The sequence below is a fragment of the Rickettsia endosymbiont of Culicoides newsteadi genome, assembly GCF_002259525.1.
Classification (GTDB): Bacteria; Pseudomonadota; Alphaproteobacteria; order Rickettsiales; family Rickettsiaceae; genus Tisiphia.
In genome coordinates this window covers 25,659-32,909 of record NZ_MWZE01000001.1, presented here as the reverse complement: position 1 = coordinate 32,909, position 7,251 = coordinate 25,659, and the positions used below count along the sequence as shown (strand labels likewise).

The following is a 7,251-nucleotide window of genomic DNA, read 5'->3' as shown; positions in this document are numbered from 1 at the left end:
TTTTTTTTGAGCCAGTCACGCTCTACACTTAACTGTCCAATTTGTTCATATAGATTCTTGATTAACTCCTGCTGATTTGGATCAGCACTCTGTGTTTTACTCTTAAAGCCTTGTACTAATAATTCAAGCCCCTGTTTTTTCCAATTACTTATCTGCGTTGCATGAACACCATACTTACTAGTTATTTGGGCTATTGTTAGCTCGCCCTTGATTGTCTCTATGACAATTTTTGATTTCTCCTCAGCACTATATTGCCTTACTTGTTTTTTCATCTCTAGCTCTCCTTTTTTGCTAAAGAATTCTATCTCATTTCTTCTATTTTTGTGTCCAAAATATGGAGACCATTATAATATAAGATTCAAAAGGCGTTAGAAGCAAATAAAGATACTATACCAAATCAAGTCAAAAAACCTACTGACAAACCAACTTTGCGCTGGATTTTTAGATTAATAGACAAGATAAGCGTTGTAATTTATAGCATAGAAGGAAATACTAAAATTGTAGTATCGAATTTATGCGAAACATCCAAGAAAATAATAAGATATTTTGGTGTGGAGGCGATGACAATTTATGAAGTAGCATAATATCCAGTTTGGGTATAGTTACGTCCAAAATTTGGAAATATAGCAAAAAGATAAAAATTAAGCTGCTAAATTAATAGCATACTACCACGGATAGTTTAAAAGTTAAATTTAGCTAATAATTAATAATAAATTTATGTTTTGCAGCGGAATGAGAGTATAAGTATTAAACAGCATAAAAACGTCATTGCGAGAAGGCGTGAGCCTACGAAGCAATCCATATAGTCTTGATGTATCTATACTAATTCTCATGGATTGCTTCGTCGCTACTAAAGTAGCTCCTCGCAATGACGTTTTTACCCTGTCATTCCCGCGTAGGCGGGAATCTAGACCCCTGCTTACGCAGGGGTGACACAACAATGGATTGCTGCGTCACCGCTTTTAGCGGCTCCTCGCAATGACGCTTAGCAGTCAGCTTTCTTACTCATCATAAGGAAATAAATAAAAAATTGTAGGGTGCTATGCTCAGATTCCCACCGTTGCTAAGAATGACACAAGACTTTCACAGAAATGACAAAAAAGTTAGATGTCATAAAGGATGAACAGCTGGATTAGCTATAATCATTTTCATATTTAGACATTTTAGCAGCTAAACGATATTGATTGATCCCATCAACATGCGATTTCACTTCACTTTTAATAAGCTCTTTTCTTTCTTCTATTTTCTTCAGTACTGCTTTACTATATTCTAAAGATTGACTATCACCATTACTTTCGGCTTTCTCACGCATAATATCATAATGTTCTTGTCTACGTATATATCTATCCTCATCAATCATTCTTTGCTCAATCTTATGGGCATTGTCAATCATTTCACGAGTTTGAGTATCTGTTGCTTTTTCTCGCATAAATCTTTCCCCCATTAATACTGGACTTTCTCCATCATTTTCACCTTGAGCAAGAGCATTATATACCTGAAAGGAAAGATCTTTGTTGGTTAATTGTTCATAATAATCAATATCTGTTGTTCTACCCTGTAATTCAAGTTTAGCTAAATATTCAGGAGATGCGATATCTTCCTGAACAGCTATAGTTTCTTTATTGATTTTTGTCTTAAGTTTTTGATGTTCCAAAGCTCGTTGATCATCCTTAAGTGATTCATTATGGGTTCTAAGTCTTGGATCATTATAGTTAAAATCTTCCCACTCAGCCCCAGTCAAGTTACCCTCAAAAGCATCACGTAAATCCTTACCAACAACAGCCGTCAGAGCTTCCCGCTTTAACCCTTCATAACCAGCATATATTTTCTCCCCTATATTCCTACGTTTTCTATCCCGTAACGCTCTCTTTTCCTCAACACGCTTGTTCATATCTTGCCAACTTCTGAGAGGAGCTATATTTTTACCAAATAATCCTACTCCTCTTTTTGACATTTCTTGATGCGAATTCATATAAGCTTGCTGGAAATCTTTGGTAAACTTTGCATCACTGGCTAATTCTCGTAAACTCTTACCATCTTTAGTTTTCATTGACTCATTAAGTTGTTTCTTTTGATCTTCATTAAGAGAATCATATTTTTTACCTTCACCAAATTTAAGAGCTGCTAAATGATCTCGAAGTGCTGAATAACTATTGCCAGTAAATTCTTTAACTGGTTCATCAGGTTTAATGGTTTTCATAACCTCGTTAATAGCTCTGTGATAATCACTTTCAGCTTTAACATTAACGTCTTTATAATCTATACCGTAATTTCTTTTTACTTCACTTAAAACACTCGAATTTACTGATTTGGGGTCAAGTGCCTCTCGTGCTACACCCTTCATCATTTTTTTCTCATACCATATAGCAACAGGCATTGTTATCATTTCCACTCCTTGATCCGCCCTTTTCTTGACAGCCCCAAAAGCATAATTTGCAGGTCTCTCTTTTTGTTGCTGAATAGGGGCAAAAGCAGCTTGTCCAACCGCTTGTAAATTTGTTAGATTACCCGATGTGCTAGATAAGAATTTAGCACTTGAAACAGCTATATCATTAAATTTACTTAGTAAATAAACACATACAAAAATTAACAATAATCCATCCAGCTGAACAAATTTACCATTAAAAAAGTTGTTAATTCTTGCTAAATCTTTGACTGTATCTAAAAATGGTAACTCAATATATCTATTCTCCTGACATTCATAAGCTGAACATAGTCTACCCTCCGGCGAACGACCTTCTGGTGAATTATCCCTTACACGATGATCAACAGGTACTAATATATCAGCTCTTGCTTTACTAAATTGGTTACCTTTCATTGGAGATGGAAACCACCAATAAAATATCGAGTCTCCAAGACTAGTATCTAGGTCTTCATTAATACTACCAAATAGTTCATTTATCGGACCTAAATTTGGGAAGTCATACTTACATACACCAAAACCAAGTGAAGAATATATTTCTGTTCTGATAATCATTGAAATAAATGCTAAACCAGTAAATAATATAATCGGTTGTATAGCATATGATATTAGCTGCCTTAACCAGTTCTCAAACAATGAACGGGTAATACCAAATAACATAAAGCAGATGAATATTGGTGCCATTATGATAATCATCCCAATAATTATCAATGCCGTAAGATATATAACAGTAGCCTTAAATACCATCATGAAGATATAATAAAGAGCTATCAGGAATAGAATTATATATATAAACCCTAATGGATCAACGAACAGTAATGAAAATAATTTTGCCATAGTTTGTGGAGCAATCATCAAGCCTATTATACTCCAAGAACCTGGTCCGGTCGCAGCAGTTTGTTTAATTATTTGTAATATTTGTTCTACCCCTTCTACAAAAAACACAAACAAATAATCATGGAAAAATTGCCAACTAATAGTAGAACTAAGTAAAGTAGATACTATACTAATTTTTACTATTCTAATTATTAGCTCAGTATGGGTGAGATTAACATTGCCAATTAGAAAAGAAAAGCCTGTAAATATAACATACAAAGTCAACAAAGCCGAAACAGATAAACGATATCCTGGTTTTTTAATAATATTCTCGTAAATTTTCCTAACTAACCCATGTTCCTCTCCTTTACCAAATAACTCAACTTTTATTAAATTTACTAAAAAGTCAATAGGATCTGGTCTAGTATCATTAACCCCAGATTTAATAACTACACGATACTGACCATTATTATCGTCGTAAAACTTATCTAAAATCTTAAAATATAATGGAGATTTATCGTATTGCTTTTTTTTACCTTGATCTTCATCATATTTATAACTTATCCCTCCAGCTTTTACTAATTCACCTCTTTTAGTAAGGTCATACAGATTAACAGTAGGCTCACCAAGATGGGCAGTAATACCATCTGGTGTACGTTGTTTCTGAAATGAAATATTAGGGTCTGTACCATGCTCAGCAATCAATAAATATAACCCCACTCCATTTTTAAATAAGCATGGTGCATTACTAACTTTAGCATCTTTACTATTAGTACACATCTTACCATCTCTAAATTGGCATTCTTGTAATCTCTTGCAAAATTCAGATAAAGTATTGGTATTATTTTCCTGACCATACCATGCACACCAAGCTGATAATTCTGAAGGGCTATTTTTATCTCCTTTAGCAAAATCCCAAGTTTTTACTAATATAGTAAGTGGTTGACCATTTACACTATATCCAGTATCGATCCAAGGAGCTGATTGATTATCTTTTTGTTGCTCACTTAACTGTTCTTTTTTGTATCTTGAAGAAATTACAAATTTTATAAAACCAAAATCATCTGCATCAATACACCTATCTCCAGTACACCCTGAAAGACAAAATATAGAAATTAACAAAATAGTACAAATATTCTTCATTTATAAAACCTAGGCTTAAATAGTAATTATTCCTGTTTAGTAGGTGGTGTGCCACCTGCTCCACCACCATCTGAATCATGTCTTGAGGCAAATATTTTGCCTGTATATTCTTTTTTATTTTCAGAGTCCTCTCTACTCTTTGCTTTATAATTTTGATCTATTACTTTATCTTTAAATATTCTCGCTGGGGCAAAAGCTATATCCTTAATAGGTTTTGCTACAGTTTCCATATCCTGCATAATAGATTTTGTAGGATTAGCAGGCTCTTGGAAATTCCCCTCTTGTCTTGCAGGGGTTATGTTCGTCAATTGGGCAACCACTATAGTAACATAATCCACAAGCCCATGAGCCATTAGGCAATAAGCATAGAATAACAAACAACTGGTAAATATTACCAAAAATGTACCTGTAGAATTTAATAAATCGTTTAAATCATTAATTTCTGCAACTGATGGACTAAAAAAAGGTATCCCAGGTAAAAATGGCAAACTAAAAGAAAAATTAATTGGTATATCTATATGTGTTAAATCTAAACCTATAGCTATTGGTAAGAATTCTGGATTCCAACATGCTCTAACTACAATTTTTAAAAGTTGATCCGACATAACTTGATCTATTAATAAAAAGAATATTAATAATATGCTTGGTTGCATCATATAACCAAATAAAGTAGATAGCCAGTTATCAAATATACTTTTAGTCTTTTCAAATAATACCAAGATTATAAAAAATGGTGCTAAAGATATCATCACTGACAAACCAATATATGCTATAACGTAACCTATGATAACTTCCAAAATAGCTCTAAAATAGAGTGTAAGAGAATAAATAGTTATGATAGCAACAACAATAAGACCATTATGGATTTGTAATAGCTGTATGAACAATAATAACCAAAATCTACCATTGGTATATTTGTCAAATATTGGATCAATAAAACCGAAAATATTAGACTTAGAACTAGTGAGTCCTGATACATTGCTCATTATATAGTCAGTACCCTCAATAAAGGCACTAAATAAATAATCATTAAAAAAGCTCCAACTATTTTCTCCTAGTAGCACTGCTACCAAAGCTATTTTTATAAACCTAGTTAATAAATCTTTAGCCGTTATCTGGGTAGCACCTGCTAAAAAGGTTAACGCATATATCATTACATAGAGAACTAATGCTGATTTGATGATTCGTCGTAACGTTACGTTTTTAGTTAGTTTAGTATAGAAATGCCAAGTAGAATTATGAAAACTATCAGTAATAGGTTTAACGGCTCCTTTATATACAATATCTGAGAACCAAGTACTTCCAGTGTAATTAGCATAATTTACACTAATTTCTCCCATCACCTCTTTATTAGGATTCTTGACTCTAATCCATAAATAGCCATCTTTTTCAGCATCAATTGAAAAATCTTGGGCAATTTGTGTTCCAACGGTCGATTTTTCATCTGGCGTTCCACCATCTTCCATTATAGCATATTCAACTTCTATGTTTTTTTGTTGAGTATTACTAATAGCCTTATCACCATTACCTACTTCTACAATCATAATGTAGCGTCCAAAATGTAAGAATTTAGCACTCAAATCTACAATAGAACCATTAATATAAGAACTAAGCTCACCAAAACTAGAAAAGCTAGTCCAATCACTCATTAGAGGCTTATCCAGAGCAGTAAACATACCTTGAATTGACCAATTAGTTGAAAAATCCAAATTACCGGCAACGCTAGACTTGTAATATAAGAAATTCTTTTTTAAAGATTCAGAATATACAAAACTTTCTGCTTCTCCCTTTATGACATTCCCACCTAGCGATATCTTCATTCCTCTTCCTTGATCATAGAAGCATACTGGATCATTATCATTAACAGAATTAGGACAATTTGTAACAGGTAAGTTATTCATACGGTCTATAGATGATTGAGTTAATGGCTTACCAACTAATATTAGCTTATCTAATATCTTATACTTGGTATTTGTCCCAGTACCACTACACTCTATGCTCTTTCTTGAGGGATCAATAGAATCACACAATCTTTCTGCAGTTGAATATAGTATTTTATTATCAAGGTTACTATTAGTGTAAAGTGACGCTATTCCCAGCGTATTACTCTCAAGTTCTGTTTTTAATATATCTTTGTCAGTAGCTGCACTAAAAAACTCTCCCGCTGCTGCAAGAGTTATGTTTATTACATCACCTTGTTCTATATGAATTTTTTGTCTGTTTTTAGCAAAATTAAAATAGTCTACATAATTTTGTATTTTATTAAATGCTAAAGTTGCATAATCTTTCGTTTGGTCAGTTGACTTAAATCCTGGAAAATCAGTAGCTTCATACTTATTAGTTAAATAATTAAAAGTTTTAATAAATATTTGGGGTTTATTAAACCTTGGATCTATACGGTAAATCACCAAATATTTTCTTGGATTACTTACAGCTCCCCTAGTACTCCATTCAAACTTAATTGCTCTATCTTTTTTAACGTAGTTACCGGTAGAATTCCATGTATTGGGTTTTGCCAGGTCTAAAGAAATTCTGCCTTCTTGCATACCATTAAATTTTGGTACTTCTAGGCATGATGAAAATAAAGCACTAAGCCCTCCTAAAGTCGCATTCATCCAATCATATTTACTATCATCGGCTTTGGCAGAATGAAAGGCTAAGAGAACTAGTAAGGCAATAAATATTTGCCCCTTAAATAGTAGACTTCCTGCATAAGTCAATCTAGTTGGTGATTTTGTCGTCAAAACTCGCCTCCGCTCCGAACAATCGTCTATGTACGCGAGGGTAGCAGGCTTCGTTTTTCCTAAAAATCCCTCAACTATCTTTGACTTATGCAGGAAGTCTAGTAAATCTACCAACAAAATTAAATA

2 protein-coding genes and 1 pseudogene are annotated in these 7,251 nt (G+C 33.2%); all 3 read right to left on the bottom strand.

Features of this window, described 5'->3' with window-relative positions:
- The coding region (locus RiCNE_RS00105; protein WP_157905638.1) for a transposase at positions 1-272 on the bottom strand (272 nt) is incomplete at its 3' end.
- Positions 273-1,150: 878 nt separating this feature from the next.
- A pseudogene (locus tag RiCNE_RS00100) lies at positions 1,151-4,381 on the bottom strand (TrbL/VirB6 family protein); the annotation flags it as partial.
- 26 nt (positions 4,382-4,407) lie between these two features.
- Positions 4,408-7,065 carry a TrbL/VirB6 family protein gene (locus tag RiCNE_RS00095; RefSeq protein WP_410525735.1) on the bottom strand — a complete coding sequence of 886 codons (2,658 nt, stop codon included), beginning with the start codon at positions 7,063-7,065 and terminating at the stop codon, positions 4,408-4,410.
- Between the last annotated feature and the right edge of the window lie 186 nt (positions 7,066-7,251).